This window comes from Desulfoluna butyratoxydans (assembly GCF_900699765.1).
GTDB classification, from domain to species: domain Bacteria; phylum Desulfobacterota; class Desulfobacteria; order Desulfobacterales; family Desulfolunaceae; genus Desulfoluna; species Desulfoluna butyratoxydans.
Genome location: NZ_CAADHO010000002.1, coordinates 388,027 through 407,451, shown reverse-complemented (window position 1 = coordinate 407,451; position 19,425 = coordinate 388,027). Strand labels below are relative to the sequence as shown.

The 19,425-nt window shown below is 60.1% G+C and carries 17 protein-coding genes; 3 read left to right on the top strand and 14 right to left on the bottom strand.

What is annotated here, in order from left to right; genetic code table 11:
- Window positions 1–219: 219 nt before the first annotated feature.
- The 5 genes from MSL71_RS06885 to MSL71_RS06865 form a co-directional block, all read right to left on the bottom strand.
- Window positions 220–1,170: an electron transfer flavoprotein subunit alpha/FixB family protein gene (locus MSL71_RS06885; protein ID WP_180138123.1), complete on the bottom strand. Its 951-nt coding sequence runs from the start codon at window positions 1,168–1,170 to the stop codon at window positions 220–222.
- Entirely contained in the window at window positions 1,170–1,958 is a 789-nt protein-coding gene (locus MSL71_RS06880) for an electron transfer flavoprotein subunit beta/FixA family protein (RefSeq protein WP_180138121.1), read from the bottom strand. Before MSL71_RS06880 ends, MSL71_RS06885 begins: the two co-directional genes overlap by 1 nt.
- Before the next feature lie 149 nt (window positions 1,959–2,107).
- Window positions 2,108–4,174 carry a (Fe-S)-binding protein gene (locus MSL71_RS06875; RefSeq protein WP_180138119.1) on the bottom strand — a complete coding sequence of 689 codons (2,067 nt, stop codon included), beginning with the start codon at window positions 4,172–4,174 and terminating at the stop codon, window positions 2,108–2,110.
- Window positions 4,175–4,683: 509 nt separating this feature from the next.
- Entirely contained in the window at window positions 4,684–6,486 is a 1,803-nt protein-coding gene (locus tag MSL71_RS06870; protein WP_180138117.1) for an acyl-CoA dehydrogenase, read from the bottom strand.
- 77 nt (window positions 6,487–6,563) lie between these two features.
- Window positions 6,564–7,154 carry a TetR/AcrR family transcriptional regulator gene (locus tag MSL71_RS06865; protein ID WP_180138115.1) on the bottom strand — a complete coding sequence of 197 codons (591 nt, stop codon included), beginning with the start codon at window positions 7,152–7,154 and terminating at the stop codon, window positions 6,564–6,566.
- 343 nt (window positions 7,155–7,497) lie between these two features.
- On the opposite strand from MSL71_RS06865, the gene MSL71_RS06860 reads away from it, so the two are divergent.
- Window positions 7,498–8,157 carry a potassium channel family protein gene (locus tag MSL71_RS06860; protein ID WP_180138113.1) on the top strand — a complete coding sequence of 220 codons (660 nt, stop codon included), beginning with the start codon at window positions 7,498–7,500 and terminating at the stop codon, window positions 8,155–8,157.
- Window positions 8,158–8,324: 167 nt separating this feature from the next.
- Here MSL71_RS06860 and MSL71_RS06855 read toward each other — a convergent pair whose 3' ends face one another.
- The 3 genes from MSL71_RS06855 to MSL71_RS06845 form a co-directional block, all read right to left on the bottom strand.
- Window positions 8,325–8,987 carry an amino acid ABC transporter permease gene (locus MSL71_RS06855; protein ID WP_180138111.1) on the bottom strand — a complete coding sequence of 221 codons (663 nt, stop codon included), beginning with the start codon at window positions 8,985–8,987 and terminating at the stop codon, window positions 8,325–8,327.
- Window positions 8,988–9,239: 252 nt separating this feature from the next.
- A complete protein-coding gene (locus MSL71_RS06850) occupies window positions 9,240–10,001 on the bottom strand; it encodes an ABC transporter substrate-binding protein (protein WP_180138109.1) in 762 nt (253 codons plus the stop codon).
- Between the two features lie 171 nt (window positions 10,002–10,172).
- Window positions 10,173–10,682, bottom strand: a complete 510-nt coding sequence (locus MSL71_RS06845; protein ID WP_180138107.1) for a CD3072 family TudS-related putative desulfidase — start codon at window positions 10,680–10,682, stop codon at window positions 10,173–10,175.
- Window positions 10,683–11,060: 378 nt separating this feature from the next.
- Between MSL71_RS06845 and MSL71_RS06840 the strand changes: the two genes are divergently transcribed.
- On the top strand, window positions 11,061–11,258 hold the full coding sequence (locus MSL71_RS06840) for a rhodanese-like domain-containing protein (RefSeq protein WP_180138105.1): 198 nt from the start codon (window positions 11,061–11,063) through the stop codon (window positions 11,256–11,258).
- Between the two features lie 142 nt (window positions 11,259–11,400).
- Window positions 11,401–12,468 carry a PQQ-dependent sugar dehydrogenase gene (locus MSL71_RS06835; RefSeq protein ID WP_218950968.1) on the top strand — a complete coding sequence of 356 codons (1,068 nt, stop codon included), beginning with the start codon at window positions 11,401–11,403 and terminating at the stop codon, window positions 12,466–12,468.
- Window positions 12,469–12,595: 127 nt separating this feature from the next.
- On the opposite strand, the gene MSL71_RS06830 is transcribed toward MSL71_RS06835, so the two are convergent.
- The 6 genes from MSL71_RS06830 to nadA form a co-directional block, all read right to left on the bottom strand.
- Entirely contained in the window at window positions 12,596–14,002 is a 1,407-nt protein-coding gene (locus MSL71_RS06830) for an MATE family efflux transporter (RefSeq protein WP_180138101.1), read from the bottom strand.
- Between the two features lie 214 nt (window positions 14,003–14,216).
- The gene (locus MSL71_RS06825; protein ID WP_180138099.1) at window positions 14,217–15,227 is read right to left on the bottom strand and encodes an alpha-hydroxy-acid oxidizing protein; all 1,011 of its coding nucleotides are present in this window, start codon (window positions 15,225–15,227) and stop codon (window positions 14,217–14,219) included.
- Window positions 15,228–16,182: 955 nt separating this feature from the next.
- Window positions 16,183–16,854 (bottom strand): hydrogenase nickel incorporation protein HypB, encoded by a 672-nt coding sequence (gene hypB / locus MSL71_RS06820; RefSeq protein WP_180138097.1) that lies wholly within the window; start codon window positions 16,852–16,854, stop codon window positions 16,183–16,185.
- Between the two features lie 34 nt (window positions 16,855–16,888).
- Window positions 16,889–17,239 carry a hydrogenase maturation nickel metallochaperone HypA gene (gene hypA / locus MSL71_RS06815; RefSeq protein ID WP_180138094.1) on the bottom strand — a complete coding sequence of 117 codons (351 nt, stop codon included), beginning with the start codon at window positions 17,237–17,239 and terminating at the stop codon, window positions 16,889–16,891.
- Window positions 17,240–17,439: 200 nt separating this feature from the next.
- Window positions 17,440–18,258 (bottom strand): nitroreductase family protein, encoded by an 819-nt coding sequence (locus tag MSL71_RS06810; protein ID WP_180138091.1) that lies wholly within the window; start codon window positions 18,256–18,258, stop codon window positions 17,440–17,442.
- A 252-nt stretch (window positions 18,259–18,510) separates the two neighbouring features.
- Window positions 18,511–19,413 (bottom strand): quinolinate synthase NadA, encoded by a 903-nt coding sequence (gene nadA, locus MSL71_RS06805; protein ID WP_180138089.1) that lies wholly within the window; start codon window positions 19,411–19,413, stop codon window positions 18,511–18,513.
- Window positions 19,414–19,425: the final 12 nt, after the last annotated feature.

The window sequence follows — 19,425 nt, the reverse complement described above, 5'->3', positions numbered from 1 at the left end:
TAGGGTGCATTTATGCACCAGGGCAAATGTCTCTCAGCTGTCGGGTTGAGACGGACCATGGCCGCCGGTATGTATCATAAAGTGGGCATGACACCATTTCTCCCTCTGCGACCCATGGAGAAAGGGTATCCCGCCAAACACAAAAAGGGCGCATCGACATGGTCGATGCGCCCTTTGGCTTTTCAGGTCAGAGAGCGGGAGCAAAGCCCCGCAAGTCTCTTAGAGGTCGTTGACGGCCTCGGTGAGTTCGGGGAGGAACTCGAGGATGTCGGCAACGATACCCACGTCCGCCACCTGGAAGATGGGGGCGTTTTCGCTCTTGTTGATGGCGATCATGAAGCCACCCTTGATGCCGCCCAGGTGCTGGAAGGAACCGCTGATGCCGCAAGCAAGGTAAACCTTGGGCTTGACGGTGCAACCGGAGGTACCAACCTGGCGTGAGGGCTCAAGCCACTTGGCGTCGACGATGGGACGGGAGCAGGAAACTTCGGCGCCTGCGCCGAGGGCTTCGGCCAGCTCGTGGGCCATCTCGATGTTGTCCTCGTCTTCGATACCGCGGCCGATGGAGACGAGCAGGTCGGCTTTGGTGATGTCCACGTCGCCAGCCTCGGGCTCAACGATTTCGATGAACTTGCGCTTGGCGGACAGATCGCCGGCTGCAGCAGCTTCTACGCTGCCGCCAGCGGACTTGGACTCGTCGGCTGCGAAGGTGCCGGGGCGAAGGGCCACGACAGCGCCGTTGGAAGCGTCCACGTCCACGTGGGTGTTGACTTCGCCGCCGAACTCCTGGCGTACGGTCTTGAGGGTGGTGCCGTCGGCTTCGAGACCGATGATGTCGGAGACGTAGGCAGCATCCATCTTGATGGAAAGGCCGGGGGCGCAGTCCATGGCGAAGGTGTTGTTGGCGAAGAGGACGATGGACCCTGCGGGGATGACGGTGAGCAGGGCTTTGCGAACCACTTCGGCGTTGGGGTAGGCCAGGGCGGCGTCGTCAATTTTGATGACTTTGGGGAAGATCTTGGCGGCTTCGTCGGCCACGGCGTCGATACCGGAGCCGGTGACGATGGCGGTGACATCATCGCCTACGGCCTTGGCAGCCACGACCAGTTCCATTGCAGAATCATCAAGAGCGCCATCGTTGTGTACCAAATATGCAAATACCTGTGCCATTACTGCAGCCCTCCATTCGCCTTAAGGATTTCGATGAGTTTTTCGATGATCTCCTCGTTGCTTCCTTCAAGCATCTCAGCGCCATCACCGGCCTCGGGAACGAAGTAGTCGGCCTTCTTGACCTTGGCACCGGCTTCGCCAACGGCGGCGGCGTCAACGCCCAGATCGGCAGCGCCGAACTCGGGGATTTCAACACCGGAGACCTGACGGATACCGCGGATACCCACGTAGCGGGGCTCGTTGATACCGGTCTGGATGGAGAGAACGCAAGGCATTTCGATTTCGTTCATCTCCTGGTTGCCGCCCTCGATCTCACGACCGACGGTGAGCTTGCCGTCACCGGTTTCAATTTTGTTGACCAGGGACGCATAGGGGTAGTCGAGCATGGCGGCGAGCATGCCGCCGACAGCGCCGGCCCCTTCGTCGGCCTGGGCGCCGGTGAAGATGAGGTCGTAGTTGCCTTTGTCCACGCAGCCCTTAAGAATGGTGGCCACGCCTTTGCAATCGGAACCCTCGAAGGCGTCGTCGGTCAGGAGGATGCCTTTGGCAGCGCCCATGGCCATTTCACGACGGAGCACTTCGTCGGACTCGTCATCGCCAACGGTGACAACCGTTACGGTGCCGCCGACCTTGTCAACAATCTGAATGGCTTCTTCGACAGCGTAGTTATCCCATTCGTTTACGGAGAAAACCAGATCGTCACGCTCGATGTCGTTGCCTTCGGCGTTCATTTCGATCTCGTTTTCAGCCGAGTCGGGAACTCTTTTGACACATACTAAGATTTCCATGTTATTCCTCCCAAAAAGTTAATATATACCCGAATCTTGACAATCTCGTATCTGGTGCGCCGTCAAGGGCTTACGCCCTGTGGGCGGATAGAGGCACATGATTCACAGGAATATACATGGGGCCGCCCGCGCGGCCCCATTTTGGTTGACTACTTTTCCATGTGCTGCTCAATGAGCTCGGTGAGCTCGATGGCTTCCAGCTGATCGTCAAGACCAGCCACCTTGATGGCGTCTTCCATGTTGACCATGCAGAAGGGGCAGGCACAGACGATGACGTTGGCGCCGGCTTCGTGGGCCATCTGGACCCTCAGCACGGCCATGCGCTCTTCTTCATGGGGCTCGTAGAAGAGCATGAGTCCGCCGCCGCTGCAGCAGAGGGAGCGGTCTCGGTTTTTCTCCATCTCTACCATCTGGAGGCCCGGAATGGCGGCCATGGCGTCACGGGGATCGTCGTAGATGCCGTTGTGACGGCCGAGATAGCAGGGATCGTGATAGGTGTAGACCTTGGAGGGGTCTTCCACCGCCTTGAGCTTGATGGTGCCGTCCTTGACCTTTTTAACGATGACCTCGGAGATGTGCTCCACGGGGAGATCCAGCTCGGGGTAGTCGTTCTTCAGGGCGTTGTAGGCGTGGGGGTCGGAGGCGATGATCTTCTTGGCCCCGGACTCGTTGATGGCTTCGACGTTCTGCTCTTTCAGCTGCTGGAAGAGCATCTCTTCACCGAAACGGACCACCTCGTTGCCGCTGTCCTTCTCCTGCTTGCCGAGAATGAAGAAGTCTTCTTCGGCGGCGTCCAGGATCTTGGAGGTGCACTTGGCGATGTTGACCATGCGGTCGTCGTAGCTGGTGATGGAGTCCACGAAGTAGAGGGTGTCGGTGGTGTCACCGTTGTCCATGACCTTGACACTGCACTCTTCGGCGAACTCTTTGTCCTTGGTCCAGTCCGCACGCTTTTTCTCCACTTTGCCCCAGGGGTTGCCTCGCTTGCCGAGGGCCTTCATGGGTTTCTGGAGGGTCTGGGGCACTTCGCCTTCGTCCACCAGGCCGCGGCGCAGGTCGACGATCTTGTCGATGTACTCAATGCCCAGGGGACACTCCTGCTCGCAGGCGCCGCAGGTGGTACAGGACCAGATTTCGTCGGCGGTATAAATGGAGCCGATGAGGGGCTCGCTCTTTTTCAGCTCACCGCGCAGGGGGTAGTTCTTGAACATGTAGTCCCTGGCCTTGATGGTGATAAAGCGCGGGGAGAGGGGACGACCCACCAGGTTGGCCGGGCACTGGTCGGAGCAGCGTCCGCAGTCGGCACAGGTGTAGAAGTCCAGCATGTGTTTCCAGGTAAAGTCCTCGATCTTCTTGACACCGAAGGATTCCAGCTCGTCAAGACCCTCGGCGGTGATGCCGTAAACCACGGGTTTGATGTTCCCGCGCTGGACGCGCATGAAGAGCACGTTGAACAGCGAGGTGATGACGTGGAAGTGTTTCCCCAGGGGCAGGAAGCAGAGGAAGAAGAAGAACAGGGTGTTGTGGCAGTAGTAAGCCAGAACGTGGAGGAACTGCAGCAGGCCGTGGGGCGCGCTGGCAAAGACCTTGGAGAAGAACCAGGCCAGGGTCAGGGGAGCCAGGAAGGCCTCGTGACCGGCTGCCACCAGAACCGCTTCAAAAAGGCTCTCGGTAAGCATCAGGCCCATGATGATGCAGCAGACAAATACCGCCTCGGCGGTGTGGTCGTGGCCGTACTTCTCGGGCACCGCGTAGCGGGCGGGCTTGAACACGCCGCGGCGGATGGCCGCCACGAGACAGGCGAAGAAGACGGTGGTGGCCGCGTAGTCCTTGAGCACGTTGTAGACGGCGCCCAGGGGCTGATCCGGAGCCAGGCCGGGAAGGGCGAAATCCGGGAACATCCCGATGACCACAAGGGAGCAGGTCCGGAGCGCCAGGGTCAGGAACCCGAAGAAGATCAAGATGTGGAGCACGCCGGCGAACATGTAGCGGGGCTGTTTGATCTGTCCCAGCCAGACGACCAGAACGTTTTTAAGCCGCGCCGGAATGTTACCAAACCGGCTGTTGTCAGGTGCCGCCTTGACGAGGGGGGCCAGACGTTTTGCGATGATGTAAGCAAAGATTCCCACACCGACAACCACATAGAGAAACGAAATCAGCCATCCTGGGATAAATCCCAAAATCATTGAATGGGCAGGTGAAATAAGATGTTCCATACTTAGCTTTCCCTCTCTCCCTTAGTTGAAATGATACAATATCCTCAAACAGCACATAGTAATTGTGCCATTTTACTCCATAATTGAAATGAATAACCCTTCAAATGTAAATGACAAACACGGTTCCGTCAAGTAAAAAAGCTTTCACCTTTTCGATCGTAAGCGTTATTGGATAATTACACCCTTTCCTTGTATAAAGGCAAAGGTTTTATGGCATTCTGCCATGCCTCGATCAAAAAGTAGGAGAGTGAGACAAATGTTCCTTGGTTGTGCATAAAATCGAGGCAAGCGGCAAGGGAAATCGGGGTGTGTCAGGGGAAGAAATGCAAGAAAAACGCATGGCCCCGGTGCCCCTCCCTGAAAATGAATGGCCCATGTTTATGCCGGTCCGCTTATGCCGTTGTTTTCAATGCTTACCTCCCTCGGAACGGTTGGCGGAGAGGGGCGCGGGAACGCCGCCCCCCTCCGCCTCAGCCTGTGGCACCGTGTGCCGGGCCGTTACGGTGCCGTTAGCAGATGAACGACTCCTCGGCGATGTCCACGATGGCGCTGTTGGTGGCCTTGATCATCTCCATTTTGCCTTCGGTGACGGGGAGCACGCAGCCGGTGAAGAAGTCGAGGCTCTTGATCTGGCCCTCGTAGAAGGGGATGTCCTTCTTCTTGGCCTTTTCAAGGCCCTTGGCCGCGGAGGTGCCTCGCCAGAGGAGCATCCAGGCCATCACCACGTCGCCGGTCACCTCCAGGAAGGGGTGGGCGTAGGCAAAGGCGCTCTGCACCTTCTCGCTCATGGCGGTTTTGCCCATGTGCATGGCCAGCTCGCCGAGCTTCATGAGGGAGGCCTCCACCTTGGCGGCAAAGGGGGCCAGTACCTCGTACTCTTTGGCCGCGGCCACGGTTTTGCCGATCTCGCCCATGAGGTCCATGAAGACCTTGCCCTTTTTCATGCCGAGCTTGCGGCCGAGCAGGTCCATGGCCTGGATGCCGTTGGTGCCTTCGTAGATCATGGTGATGCGGCAGTCGCGCAGGAGCTGGGCCACGGGGTACTCTTCGATGAAGCCGTAGCCGCCGTAAACCTGAACGGCGTGGCTGCACATCTCAAAGGCGCGGTCCGTAACATAGCCCTTGGCCACCGGGGTGAGGATCTCGATGAGGCCTTCGTACATGGCCTTGGTCTCTTCGTCTTCGGCCACATGGGTGTAGTCCCGCAACAGGCCCATGTAGTAGATGGTGCTTCGCATGGCCTCCACGTAAGCCTTCATGGTGAGGAGCTGGCGTCGCACATCCGGGTGCTGGATGATGGGCACACCGCCGTCCTTGGGCTTGGTGAGGTTGGCTCCCTGGACCCTCTGCTTGGCGTAGTCCAGGGCGTACATGTAGGCGGCGGTGGCGCAGGCAAAGCCCTGCATGCCCACGTGGAGGCGCGCCTCGTTCATCATGAGGAACATGTGGGCCATGCCCTTGTTCTCTTCGCCGATGAGGGTGCCCACGCACTGGCCCTTGCCGCCCAGGGTGAGGGAGCAGGTGCAGTTGCCGTGGATGCCCATCTTGTGCTCGATGCCGGTGCAGACCACGTCGTTGAAGGCGCCCAGGCTTCCGTCTTCGTTGACGAGGTACTTGGGCACGAGGAAGAGGCTGATGCCGCGGGTACCGGCGGGCGCCCCTTCGATGCGGGCCAGGACCGGGTGGATGATGTTGTCCACCATCTCATGCTCGCCGCCGGAGATGAAGATCTTGGAGCCGCTGATGGAGTAGGTGCCGTCGTCGTTCTTCTTGGCCACGGTCTCCAGGGCCCCTACGTCGGAGCCTGCGCAGGGCTCGGTGAGGAGCATGGTGCCGCCCCACTCACCGGTGTAGAGCTTTTTCAGGTAGGTGGCCTTCTGCTCGTCGGTGCCGAAGGACTCCACGAGCTTGCCGGCGCCGTGGGTGAGGTTGCCGTACATCATGAAGGGGTAGTTGGCCCCGTTGAAGTACTCGGCGGCTGCCTGGCCCACCACGTGGGGCATGCCCTGGCCCCCCCACTTGGGGTCTTCGGTCATGGCCAGCCACTCCCCTTCGTTGAAGAGGTCGTAGACGCGCTTGAAGGAGTCGGGCACGATGACCTTGCCGGCGTCGAAGGTGCACCCCTGCTCATCCCCGTCCTTGTTGATGGGGAGAAGCTCTTTGACGGCCAGGTTGCGCGCTTCGTTGACAATCATGTCCACGGTTTTTTTGTTGAACTCGGCAAACCTGTCGTTTTTGCTTAAGTTGCCCACCTCGAACTGTTCATGCAGGACAAACTCCACGTCCCTGCGCTCTGAAATGACTTGAGCCATGTTTCCTTCTCTCCTTAGAACCTAATGTTGTTAAAGGCGCGGCCAAGATGGCCCCGCCGTTCTCTTTCACGTGTCGGTTACGACTCGGGGTTGCCGATGCCCCGCATGTACAGGTCCACCAGGGGATCGGCCATGGAGGCCAGATCGTAACGGCCGCCGGCCAGGACCCAGGTGTTGATGACCTCTTCCACGGCCCCCAGGATGAAGCGCTTGACCAGGCCGAGGTAGAGGTCTTTGCGCATGCACCCCTCCTCCTGTCCCTTCTCCACGATCTCTCCCACCAGGTTGCGGTACTGCTTGGAGATCTGGTTGATCTGTTCGGTGAGGGCGTCTGATTTTCTTACCTGGCGGGATTCGGCCTGGAAGACCACGGCCAGCCCCTTGTCGGCCTGGAAGGCGGTGAGCTGGTTCCGGATGAGGCTCCGGAGCTTCTCTTCGGAATGATCGCAATGGGCCACGGCATCGTAAAACTGGTCGAAAATCTGCTTGGCTCGAAACGAGAAGATCTGGAGGAGGATGTCCTCCTTGTTCTTGAAGTAGAGGTAGATGGTGCCGTCGGCAACACCGGCTTCCCGAGCGATCTGAGCCACGGTGGTCTGGTAGTAGCCCTGCTTGGCAAAGACGGTGATGGCAGCTTCTATGATAAGATGATATTTGTCTGATTTCATATGGTTCCAGTTGATACGCCTGGGAATTTGGGGGAAATCCGACTCCCCGGTTGATTATGAATGAATACCCATTCAATACTATGAGAAATGGCGCATTTTTGTCAAGGCAATTTCTTATGATCCCTGTGTCTCCGTTGTTAAATCAGCGTGATACGAGAGGCGAGTATTTTGTTTGGCGGCATGGAAATTGCTTTTATAACTAAGGTCCGGAAAAGGAACACAGAAACGGCATCGGTGCGGGGCCCCAGGGGGCCTGTGCTGGAAAAAGGAACCCAGGAAGGGTATAAGCGAAAAGGGGCCGCCTTTGAGCGGCATGGATCAACCAAGGGAGACGAATATAAGGATGAAACAGTTTGCGGTCATCGGCATTGGAAGCTACGGATGGTACCTTGCCTGCCACCTCTATGAGAAGGGCCATGAAGTCCTGGCCATCGACGCGGACGCGGGCCTGATCCAGAAGATCAAGGGCCACGTGAGCCGGGCCCTGGTGGCCGACACCACGGACCCGGAGGCCATCGCCGGCCTGGGCCTTACCGAAATGGACCGGGTGGTGGTCTGCATCGGCTCGATCCTGAGCAACTCCATCCTGACGGTGCTGAACCTTCAGGAACTCGGGATCACCAACCTCATGGCCAAGTCCATCAGCGAGCCCCATACCCGGATTCTCCATAAGATCGGGGTGGGGGAAGTCTTTTTCCCGGAAAAGGACCTGGCCATCTCCATGGCCGAAAAACTCCACACCCCGGACATGCTGGACTACCTCCCCTTCATCGAGGGCCACGGCATCGTGCAGATGGCCGTGCCCGGCCCCTTTATCGGAAAAAGCCTCAAAGAGCTCAACCTCATCAACCGCTTCGGGGTCCAGGTGGTGGCCATCAAGGAGTTCGTGCCGGAGAAGATGCACATGATCCCCACCGCGGATTTTGTCCTCAAGGAGAGCGACATGATGGTGCTCTTGGGGCCGGATGCGAGCATTGAAAAGATCAGGAAGGTGAGGGGGTAAAAGGGAGAAAGGGCAAAAGGGGAAAGGCAAAGGGCTAAAGAGCAGGGTGGCAAGGGGGTTAAGCTGTCTCCTGCCTTGTGCCGAGCATGTGCGACTCTGGGGCTGTAGCCCCTTGCCGCCGGAGGCGTTGTCTTGTCCTTCAAAGAAAAGGCGTTTCTCTTCCCGCATCAGGCTGCGGGGGAAAACGCCTTTTGTTGTTCCAGGCGCCTGGAGAGTCGGGAGACCGCGTAGATGAGGGCAAAGTAGAGGAGGCCCACGGCAAGGTAGACCTCAAAGGCCCGGAAGGTGCGGGTGTAGATGAGCTGGCTGGCCCGGGTGAGCTCGGTGATGGCCAGCACCGAAACCAGGGAGGACTCCTTGAGGGTGGCTGAGAAGGCATTCACCAGAGGTGGGGTGGCTGTTCGGAGGGCCTGGGGCATCACCACGTAGCCCAGGGCCTGAAGGCGGGAGAGGCCCAAAGCCGTGGCCGCCTCCTTCTGGCCGCAAGGCACGGAAAAAAGGGCGCCCCGGATGATCTCGGAGATGTAGGCCCCGCCGTTGAGGCCCAGGCCCAGGACCCCTGCCGCAGTGCTGGACAGGGTGATGCCGACGGATGGCAGGCCGTAGTAGATAAAAAAGAGCTGGATGAGAAGGGGCGTGCCCCGAAACACCTCCACATACGGGGAGAGGAGCCTTCGGAACCAGGAGCTCTCCGAGCGGAGGACCCCCACCCCGATGCCCAGGACCAGGGCCAGGGCAAAGGCGGCTGCCGAAAGGCCCAGGGTTACCTTGAGCCCGTCCATGAGAAGGGGCCAGCCCCGCTGCAGCACGTCAAATTGAAAGCCTTCCATTGTATGTGACTCCTGTAACGATTGCGATAATGGACACGTGGCAACATCGTATCCTGTGACTTCAAGGCGTGTGAATCAGCCCGCACAAACCCTCAGCGTTTCTGTCGGGTGAAGCCCGATCCGAAGGCCATTGCGCTTTGGCCCGAGGAACGAGGGACAAAGCGCAATGGCAATAAGCTTTCGAGGTGGCTCACCTCGCCGCCGGAGGCAGGCTTTTCTTACCCACTTTAACCATAGAAGGCATGCTTTTGATTACATGGCCAGCCAGCGGTCATGGATGGCGGCGTATTCGCCGCTTGCTTTCAGGCGGCCGAGGGCTGCGTTGACCTCACCGGTGAGGGTATCGGCGCCTTTTTTCATCACGGCCACGATTTCGGCCTCGGCCAGGGGCGCGCCCACCACCTTAAAGGACGAGTCCACCTTGTTCTGGCGCAGGGCGTAGGTGATGCCCACCAGCACCGCGTCGATGCGGCCGAACTTTAAGTCGGCAAAGGCCTCGGGGTTGTAGTTGTATCGCTTGAGGCTCTTGAACCGCTCTTTCATGCCGTCGGCCAGCTGCTCGCTGCCGGAGCCCACCTGGACCCCCACGGTTTTGTCCGAGAGGTCGGCAAGGCCTTTGATGTCGGTGTTTTTGGTGCTGACCACGATGACGTCTGCCAGGCGGTAATAGACGTTGCTGAAGTTGGCGTTGGCGTGTCGGGCCTCGGACTTGGACATGCAGGTGAGGAGCATGTCAAAATCCCCCTTGCCCAGGCCGCCCAGGAGCCCCTGCCACTCAGCGTCCACAAAGCGCACCGACACCCCCATCTCCTTGGCCAGGGCCCTGGCCAGGTCCACGTCAAACCCTTCAAAAGCCCCGGTTTCAAGGTTTTTGGACTCAAAGGGCGGGTACTGGGCGCAAAAGCCCACCACCACTTCCTTTTGGGACCGGACCTTTTCCAAAGATTCGTCGGATGCCAGGGCAACGCCGCTGATAAAAAGTGACGCCAAAAGCGCAGATATGATTCGTTTCATGGGTTTCTCCTTTTTGATGCCTCCGGCGGCCCTGCCGGGGGGCAAACTTTTGGAACGTTTGATAAACAGGTTTTAAAATCGGTTTTAGAGGGCTCTGCAGAAACCGTTTCGACAGCGTGGTCTGTAGGGAACGTTTTTTCAAAAAAGCGACCCGCCGGAGGCGCGTTTTTTTCAGCTTTCATCCACGGCGTCAAAGGGGGCGCAGAGGCCGTTTTCCTGCATCAGGGCGGAGAGCTCTTCAAAGAAGATCCCCATGCCCTTGACCATGGCGAGGTTGGCCATCTGGTCGGGCAGGGTGGTGCTCCCTGCGATCTCGCCCCCTGTGTATCCGGTGCAGGTTTTCCGCACCCCGCAGTTGGGGCTCCCGTCCATGCCCACCACCCCTTCGATGGTGCAGCCGTCGTCGGCAAGGAGTTTCAGCTGGTCCACCACCGGTGTCAGGAGGGTGCGGCAGTGGGCCCTGAAGGCCGGGACGTCGTACTGCTCCTTGGTCATGCCCCAGCGCTTCATGCCGAGGTAGGAGAGCTCGGGGCAGGGGAGCTGCACAAGCCCTACGCCCTTTTCAAGGCAGGGGGCGATGACCTCCTGGTAGATCCCTGCGGTTCGTGCCAGGGGGTGGATTTTGGCGTTGGCGTTGAGGATGCAGTGGCACACCACCATCACGCGTTTTTTTCGGTGCATGGGAGCCTCCCGGGCTGTGACTGGTCATTGTTGGGGGTATTCGGTGGGGTGAAGGAAAGTCGAAACCGGGAGAAGATGTCAAATTGTTTGAATAGATGTTTTCGTATCGATTTATAGAAATGATCTATGTGGCTGCCGAAAGCTGCGGAGGGCAAGGGCTTTCAACGTCTCTGGATCGTTGAGTTTTACAAGGGGTATGGTAAAATAGAATTCAACCCCTTTCCATGAGGTCTCCCCTTTTTCGTCCCGCGATTTTTTCCCGTCCCCTCCCGCCGGTCCGGCGTAGAGTCCCAAAGCCGTTTTGGGGTTTTTCATCGGGTGCACTGTCAGGGCACCCGCGTTCTTCAACCCCTTCTATGGATGACAAAAAGGTGGACCATGATGGACATACCCCGCGTGACCCCTTGGGAGATGCAGGGCAAGCTGGCCCGCAAGGCGGCCTGGCTGGTTTGTGCCTATGAGGCGGAGGAGAGGTTCAGGCAGATGCACCTGGACGGGGCCATATCCCTGGAACGGTTCCAGAGGCGCCTGCCCATGATGCCCAGGGCCACTGAAGTGGTCTTTTATTGCAATTGACCCGATGAACACAGCGCCGCAGGTCTTGCGGCCACATTGATTGCCGGAGGGTTTCCCAATGCCAAAGCGCTTAAAGGCGGGGTGGAGGGGTGGAAGGAGGCTGGGTTTTCCGTGCTCTCCGCGTAAGCGGTGGGCAGGGATTGTGATCGTTGCCCTGCTCGGGCTTTCGTCACCCGGGGGCGCGGCACCTGCCATGGACCTGCCGGAAGGGTTTCACATCTCGGTGTTCACCGACCAGGTCCCCCATGCCAGGGCCCTGGCCCGGGGGCCTGCCGGGGTCTGGTTTGTGGGAACCCGGAGGGACCGGGTCTACCTGGTGCGGGATGACGACGGAGACGGACAGGCTGAGTCTGTGCGGGTGCTTCTCTCCGGCCTCAACCGGCCCAACGGGGTAGCCTTTCGGGACGGGGACCTTTTTGTGGGAGAGATTCACCGCATCCTGCGCTACCCCAGGATCCTGGATCGTCTTGATGCACCGCCGAAACCTGAGGTGGTGGCCCGCTATGCGGACAGGCGGTGGCACGGCCTCAAAGTGATCCGCTTTGGCCCGGACGGGTTGCTCTACGTGCCCGTGGGAGCTCCCTGCAACGTGTGCGACACCTCAGGCACCCTGTTCGGAACCATCACCACCTTAGATGTTGCCACGGGAAAAGTAGGGGTGTTTGCCCGCGGGGTGCGCAACTCCGTGGGCCTGGACTGGCATCCCGGCACCGGTCAGCTCTGGTTCACCGACAACGGCCGGGACCATCTGGGCGACGACCTGCCGCCGGACGAATTGAACCATGCCCCGCAGCCCGGCCTTCACTTCGGCTTTCCCTACCGCCACGGCACCGACCTTTCGGACCCGGGCTTTAACACGGTGCCCGAAGGGCTTTTTCCCACCCCGCCCGCCCAGCCCCTGGGGCCCCATGTGGCCTCCCTGGGGATGCGCTTCTACACCGGCACACGCTTTCCCCCGGAATACCGCAACCAGGTCTTCATCTGTGAGCACGGCTCCTGGAACCGCTCGGAAAAGATCGGGTACCGCATCTCCCTTGTCCGCCTTTCCGGGAATACCCCCGTCTCTTATGAATCCTTTGCCTCAGGCTGGCACCGGGGCGATGAGGTATTCGGCCGCCCCGTGGACCTTGAGGTGATGGAGGACGGCAGCCTCCTTGTCTCCGATGATCACGCCGGAACCCTCTATCGGATTGACTGGAAAGGAATGTAAAAAGCAGGCCTCCGGCGGCAAGGTGGGGGCACCTTGAAACCCTTCCGTGGCATTCGCGCGGGGTGTGATGCCTCTATTTTACGGGCGCACCCCGTCATCGAATGCGACATGCCGAGGCATGACGCATTCAGACCTTGGTGGCCGGAGGCGTGTCTGTTTCCACCAGCCGCATGGAGCGCCAGGGGCCGTTGATGTAGCGGGCCACGGTGGCCAGGCAGAGGCCGGCAATGTAGACGGTGGGGCAGCACCAGGCAAAGGTGAGGCCAAGGCCCAGGGCGAGGACGCCGGTGCCTGCGGGAAGGATCATGAGGGTGAAGGCGCAGATGAGGGTGGCCCACATGATGTAGCGGGTGTCCCCGGCCCCGGACAGGGCGCCGGAGGCCACAAAGCCCACGGTGTCAAAGAAGAGGTAGACCACCACGAACCGGAGGCAGACGACCCCTGCCTCCCGGACCGGGGCAAAGGCCTCGGGGCTTCCCCCGGCCGGGGCAAACAGGTTGATGAGGGGCTCGGGGGCAAAGAGAAAGAGGGCGCACAAGGGCAGCACATAGACCAGGGCCAGGTGCAGGGAGGCAAAGGTGACGGACTCGGCCTTCTTGAGCTCCCCGCCCCCGAGGTGGTTGCCCACCAGGACGCTGGTGCCGCTTGAAAAGGCGTAGAGGGGCATGAAGGCCAGGGAGTTGATGGACAAGGCGATGTTGGTGGCGGCAAGGGCTGTCTCCCCCAGGCGGCCCACCAGAAAGACAAAGAAGGTAAAGGCAAAGATATCCAGAAAGAGGTGAAGTCCTCCGGGAAGGCCGTAGTGGAGGACTTTTTTCATGAGGGAGGGCACGGGCACCCAGCGGGTGAGGCCCAGGCCCTGGCCCCCTTCCCGGGCCAGGACAAGCCCCGCAAAGAGAATGAAGATGAGGGCCGAGGCGCTCACCGTGGCAAGGCCCGCCCCGAAGATGCCAAGTTCCGGAAAGGGACCGATGCCGTTGATCAGGGCATAATCCAGGGGAATGTTCACCACCATGCCGATGATGTTCACCACCATGACGGGGCGGGTGCGCCCCATGCCGGAGAAGTAGCCGGAGAGGGCCGAGCTTGCCAGGCTGAAAAAAGCCCCCAGGCAGAGGGTGCGGAAGTAGATGCGCTCATAGGCGGCGATGGTCTCCCCGTGGCCCGCCAGGTCGAAGAGGGGCCGGGCGCAAAAAGAGTAGCCGAGCATCACAACGGCTGCCAGGAGGCTGAGCCAGAGTCCCTGCCAGAGGCAGCTTCCGATGCGTCCCTCCATTCCGGCCCCCCGGTACTGGGAGATAAAGACGCTCACGTAGCCCACGGTGCCCAGAAAAAGGGAGAGGGGGAGAAAATAGGCGATGCCTGCCGGGGTGGCGGCTGCCACCTCGGCCACGGAGTGGTTTCCCACAAAGATCCGGTCGGTGAACTCCATCACCGTGGTGGAGGCCATGCCCGCCACCAGGGGCAGGCTGACGTCAAGGACGCGCCGGTAGTCGTCTCGATGGGCGGAAGGCCCGGTAAATTTGAATGTCATAACTTTTTGTCACGCTCTTAAAAAAAAACAGCCTCCGGCGGTAAGGTGTGCCACCTTGAAAGCAGATAGCAGATGTAATTTGTCCCTCGTTTCTCGGGGCAAATCACATCTGCATTTAAAACGGCATTCATGTACCTTTTTTTTATGACCTGTTCGTTAAACTTTTTAAAAGTTTAGCCTCCGGCAGGGCCGCCGGAGGCGTTTTTTGCGATTTTTACCGGAGAATCCCCGATTCCACCCGGTTGACGTCGTCGGTGCCGGTGAGGACCATGGCCTGGAGGAGCTGGGTCCGCAGGGTGTCGATGTAGGTTTCCACCCCTTGCTGGAGCCCGCCCACGGCGGCGACGGAGAAGGGGCGGCCGATCATCACCCCGTGGGCACCCAGGGCCAGCATCTTCAGGATGTCGCCGCCGCTTCGGATACCCCCGTCCACCAGGACGGTCATCTCCGAGCCCACGGCCTCGGCGATTTCCGGAAGAACCTCGGCGGTGCCCGGGGTGGAGTCCAGCACCCGGCCGCCGTGGTTGGAGACCACGATGGCCTCGGCCCCGGCCTCTTTGGCGCAGAGGGCGTCATGGACGGTCATCACCCCTTTGAGGATGAACTTCATGGAGGTGGCCTTCATCACCTGTTCCAGGTCGGCCACGGTCATGGGGGAGACCGGGCGGCCCATCTTGGCCAGGGTGACCAGGCCGGCAGCGTCGATGTCCACGCCAAAGACGGTGGCGCCGGTGGCTTCAGCCTTTTCCAGCTTGTCGAAGAACTCTTTTTCTTCCCAGGGCTTGATAAAGGGGATGCCGTGGCCCCCGGCCTTTTCGATGGCGGCGTTGCCCGAGGCGTGGATGATCTCCGGCACCCCGTCACCGGTGCAGCCGATGAGCCCCTTGGCCTTGCACCCTGCCACGATGGCGTCGATGTAAGCCCCTTCGGTGACGTCGCCTCCGCCCATGTTAAAGGAGACCCCGCCGATGGGCGCGGCCAGAAGGGGCATGGACAGGGAGAGTCCCAAAAATTCGGTATGGGTAATGGGGGCCTTGACGCCGTGGACGAGTTTCATGTTGAACCGTACCGAGTCCAGGGCTTCGAGGTTGGCGTGGAAGGCCGAGCCCGTGCCCAGCCCGCCCATGCCCGGTACTTCCCCGGCACAGGCCTTGCCGTTGCACACCGGGCAGACCTTGCAGTATCCCTTCATCTTTTCTCGCGCTGATTTTCTGATGGCTTCCATGGTCGACTCCCTTGTTTCACGTTGTGGTGTTCCTGACGTATCGGAAAAGAGGGGGGCAGACCACCGCAGCGGCGGCCGTTTATCCCCATTGGCCTCGCCTTTCATGGGGTAAGGCCCATGGATCCGACGATGCCCTCCAACGGGTTCCGGGGCCACCGGAAACCGCGGCAGGGTGTCTCTTTCCTACACCGTTTCGTTTGGAATGACAATGGGATGGCTGAGGTGTCCGGGAGGGGGCGCGCGCCTTCGCCCCCTCCCAGGTCTCAGTGTGCTGCTGCTGCTCCGGATCTTAAATTGACGGGTCGGGGCATATACCAGGTGGGGGCCCCTTGAAAACAGAGGGAGGCTGCGTAACGGTCACCGGGGACGGCGGGGAAGGGGCAGCGCTCAGTGCGGTTGTCACAGGAGGGACTGGATCCGTGGTTGATGATGGAGAGCGGGACCATGGCATCGACGGGCCCGCACCCAGGCCCGTAGCCACCCAGGGCAAGGCGCAACGCAGCCGAGGTGGAGCGGGTAGGTGGGGGGGCGGCAGTGGGCCGGCACAGGGTCGGGATCATGGGCTCTCCGGGATGTCCGTTCGTCTATCGATGGTCGGTCTGGGGGGGTGATGGAACGGTTGCGTCCATTCGGATCGATAGTATCAACTGTGAACATTGTTATATCATGCGAAAAAAAAATGCAAGCCCGATTCACCCTCCCGCCAGCGTCAACGCATTTAGAGTTTTGCCTCCGGCGGCCCTGCCGGGGGCAAACCGTTTGAAAAGTTTGACAAACAGGTTTTGTTTATTGAGGATTCGTCCCTACAGGGCATAGCCCCTCTTCTTTTTTGATTACCGGAACGTTTTTGCGGAGCTTTTTTCAAAAAGCGACCCGCCGGAGGCAACTTGATTTTTAAATGCGTTGGCCCTTCCCCCCCCAGCGACAACTGAGGGAGGGGAAGGGCTTTGCCGGGTCAGTTGTTGTGGGTTTTGACCTGTTCCTTGAGCCAGTCCGTCCAGGCGTCGAGGCCTTCGCCGGTGCGGCAGGAGATGTCAAACAGGGTGCAGTTCGGGTTGACCTTGCGCACCCCTTCTTCAAAGCGCTTGCGGTCGAAGTCGAAGAGCTCGCAGGTGTCGATTTTGTTGATGAGGACCACATCGCACACCGAGAACATCAGGGGGTACTTCAGGGGCTTGTCGTCCCCTTCGGGCACCGACAGGACCATGACGTTGACGGCAGAGCCCGTGTCAAACTCCGCCGGGCAGACGAGGTTGCCCACGTTCTCCAGGATGATGAGGTCGAAGTTTTCCGAGCCGATGGCCGAGAGGCCGTCTGTAACCATGGTGGCGTCCAGGTGGCAGAAGCCGCCGGTGCGCATCTGCACGGCGGTGACACCGGTCTCGGCCACCTTTTCCGCGTCCACCATGGAGTCGATGTCCGCCTCCAGCACGCCGATGGAGAGTGTTTCGCCCAGGCGGCGGACGGTCTGGATCACCGTGCTGGTCTTTCCCGCCCCGGGGGAGGCCATGAGGTTTACCAGAAAGGTCTTTTCCTGTTTCAGGCGGGCCCTGAGCTCTTTGGCCACCTTGTCGTTGTCGTCCAGTACGTTCTCTTTGACTTCGATGAGCCTGACGTTGTCGCCCATGGTTTCATCCTTTGTGTCTTTTTTTCTGGCGTCCTTACTGGGCCACCATGTTTTTGACATAATACTCTTTGCCCGAGAGGATCTCGCCTCCCTTGTTGCCGCAGTGGGGGCAGACGCCGAAGGTATCGTGGGCGGGCTCCGTGGAAAACTCCCGGGCGCATCCGCTGCAGCGCATCACCACGTCCCCCCACTCGATCTCCAGTTTGGCCCCTTCGGCCAGGGTGCCCTTGGTGAGAAAGTCGAAGTAGTGCTGCATCCACTTTTCTTCCAGGTCGCTGAGCTTTCCCACCTTGAGCTCGATGGCCGCCACCTTGGTGACCCGGTTCAGGGCCGCGTGTTTCATCACCACCCTTAAAATGCTGTTCATCACCGGCAGTTCATGCATGGTCTTTTCCTTACATTGTTCAGCCCCCAAAAAACTCCGACGGCCCTGCCGGGGGGCAGACGTTTCATCGCTTTTGCCCCCCCCCTCACCCCGAGGTACGAGGGTGAGGGGGGGGCCTCCTGGGGTCCAGGGGATCATCCCCTGGCTGTCGGAGGCGTTTTTATCCGGCTAACCTGAGCGTGGAAGCCGGTGTTGCCGGGTTACACCCAGGCCACCTCCGGGGTGTTGCGGGGGGGCATGCGGTGGTAGGCAAATTTCGGGTGGCCCACCATCATGGCGCCGTAGTTGCCGGTGGTCTCACCTAAGTTCAGGGCCTTCTGCAAGGGGGGCCAGAAGATGGCCGCGGCGTTGAAGAACCCGTTCCAGCAGCCCCCCAGGCCCAGGGAGGGGAGCATGAGCTCTAAGTAGCTCATGGCGATGGTGCAGGCGGCCTGGCCCGTGGGGTTGCGCTTGTCGGCGTTGACGAGGATGAGGTGGGGGGCGTTTCGGTTGATGGTGTCCATGCCGAAGTCCCAGCCGGCCACCACGAGGTCCAGGTGGAGTTTTTTGGCGGTGTCGGGCTGCTCTTTGATCATCCACTTCATCCAGTCGATGACGTGGCCGCAGAGCTCCTTGACCTTGTCGGTGTCGTAGATCACCTGCCAGCGCACGGGCTGGAAGTTGTGGCCGGACGGGGCGTGGCTTGCCACACGGATGGCGTCTTCGATGAGGGCCTTGTCCACCGGGGTCTTTTTGTAGTTGCGGATGGAGCGGCGGCTCCTCAGGAACTGCTCGGCCTGGGCCGGGGAGGCGCTTAAGTCCTTTTCCACGGCAAGGCAGCCCTCAGGGGACAAGGTGGCAAGGGAGAGGGCCCCTTTGGGGCAGACCGCCACGCAGTGGCCGCAGTTGATGCACATCTTCTCCGCCCCTTTGGCCGGGGTGGGGGTGCCCTCCTTCATCTGGATGATCATCATGGGGCACTCTGCCGCGCAGATGCCGTCTCCGTTACACAACGCCTGGTCCACCGTAAACAATGCCATTGGTCTTCTCTCTCCTTTGTGTTCGTGGGGCCCTATCCCCACCCAAATTATTTTGTATGCTGTGTAAGAGAAATCATATCCCCTGGCGATGATCAACCTTTTTCATTTTCTTGTCAAAAGGGGATGATGGCTGTTGGGTACGGGTTTGGGTGGGTATTTACGGGGCGGGATAATGCTTTGTAGACGAATGACTTTGGCCGGGGCTCTGCCAGGCCGGTGGCCGGAAGGGAAGGCCCTTCCGGCCCATGGGGGCTACTTCATGGCGATCATCTTCTCCACGGCGGAGAGGGCCGGGACGCGGACCTCCTCCGGCACCTTCACCTCTCCTGAGAGGGTCTCAAGGCAGGTGACGATGTCGTTTAAGCGGATGCGTTTCATGTCGGCGCAGGTCATCTCCAGGGAGGCCGGGATAAAGGTCTTCTCAGGGTTCTGCCGGGACAGGGGATAGAGGATGCCCACCTCGGTGCCCACGATGAAGGTGGTGGCGGGGGACTGCCTGGCATAGGTGAGCATGCCCGAGGTGGAGGTCACCACGTCGGCCACTTCGAGAACCTCCGGGGGGCACTCGGGGTGGGCCATAAAGACGGCGTCGGGGTGCTTGGCCTTGACGGCCAGGGCGGTCTTGGCCGTTAAGGTGTTGTGGAAGGGGCAGTACCCTTCCCAGAGGTGGACGGTCTTGTCGGTCTGGGAGGCTGCGTACTGGGCCAGGTTGCGGTCCGGGGTCATGAGGACCTCTTTCTCCTTTAAGCTTGCCACCACCTTGACCACGTTGGCGCTGGTGCAGCAGACGTCGGAGATGGCCTTCACCGCCGCCGAGGAGTTGACGTAGGTGACCACGGGCACGCCGGGGAGTTCGGCCTTGCGGGCAGCCAGGGCCTCGGGGGTGACCATGTCGGCCATGGGGCATCCCGCTTCTTTCACGGGCAGGAGCACGGTTTTCTCCGGGGAGAGGATCGAGGCGGTCTCTGCCATGAAGTGAACCCCGCAGAAGACGATGACCTCGGCGTCGGTGGCGGCCGCCTTGATGCTGAGTTCCAGGGAGTCGCCGCAGAGATCCGCCACATCCTGGACCTCCGGCAGCACGTAGTTGTGGGCCAGAAGGATGGCGTTTTTCTCTTTGAGCAGGGCTCGGATGTGTTGTTTGGTTGCTTCCATTGCTTGGGGTAC